Genomic DNA, 1,160 nt, shown 5'->3' on the forward strand with positions numbered 1-1,160 from the left:
GGCTCACACCGGCTGGTGGCCGTCGTCGTCCTCGAAGCCGTCTCCCGGGGCCTCTTCATCCGGTCCGGCCAGCTCGTCCAGGTCCTCCACCAGGTCCTGGAGGGGCAGGGGTTCGTCATTCACGTCCGGCGTCACGTCGTCACCCCCCAGGAACGGCGGCGGACCTTCCGCGCCGGAGTCCATGGAGGCCTCGGACGTCATCGCGGCCTCCTCGGAGGTCAGCTCCGCCGGGTGCAGCCCTCCCTCCAGCAGCTCCGCCTGGTTGCGCCGGCCGGTGGCCTCCTTCGCCGCCTCCTCCACCTCCTCCGCCGCGGCCTGCCGTCCGTACGCGGGCGCGTGGTCGCGCAGCCACTCCCGCAGCGCTGAAGCCAGCTCCGCCGCCGTGCCGAACCGGTCCGCCGGGGACTGCCGCAACGCCCGGACCACCACCGCGCGCAGGCCCTCCGGCACGTCGCGCGCCAGGTGCTCCACCTCCCGGGGCCCCACCAGCGCCATGCGCGCCGCCACCTCCGTCAGGGGCATCCACGTGGGCCCCTGCGCCTGCACCGGCGGCAGGTCCGGCGGCGGAGGCGGCGCCGCGTCCCCCTGCGCCAGCGGGTGCACCCCCGTCAGCACCTCCAGCAGCACCAGCCCCAGTGAGAACAGGTCGCTCCTTGCGTCCACGGGCTCGCGCCGCAGCGCCTCCGGCGAGGCGTACGCCACGTCCCCCTTCACCAGCGGACGGCTGGTGATCTCCCGCCCTGGCAGCGTGGAGAACGCGGCGGTGAAGTTCGTGAGCTTCACCTCGCCATGCACGCCCAGGCGCAGGTTCCGGGGGCTCACGTCCCGGTGCACGATGCCCAGCGGGCGGTTCCATTCATCCCGCAGCGTGTGCGCGTGGTGCAGCGCCTCCGCCACCTCGGAGATGACCCACGCGCCGAAGGGCGGTGACATGGGCTTGCGGCGCATGGCCACCAGGTTGAGCACCGTGTCCAGCGACCGCCCCTCCACGTACTCCATCACCACGTGCGGGACGCCCCGGTACGCCTTCAGGTGGTAGACCTTCGCGATGCCCGGGTGGTTGAGCCGGAACGTCAGCTCCACCTCCTCCACCAGCCGCCGCCGCTCCACGAAGCCAGACGGGTTGCGCAGCCGCTTGATGACCACCGGCCCGCCCATCC

Annotated in this window: 1 protein-coding gene; it reads right to left on the reverse strand. The window is 73.4% G+C overall.

Going from position 1 to position 1,160, the window contains the following annotated elements:
• Positions 1-3: 3 nt before the first annotated feature.
• Positions 4-1,160 (reverse strand): serine/threonine-protein kinase (locus D7W81_RS41310; RefSeq protein ID WP_147445845.1); only part of this gene is annotated, 1,157 nt, incomplete at its 5' end.

Source organism: Corallococcus aberystwythensis, from assembly GCF_003612165.1.
GTDB lineage: Bacteria > Myxococcota > Myxococcia > Myxococcales > Myxococcaceae > Corallococcus > Corallococcus aberystwythensis.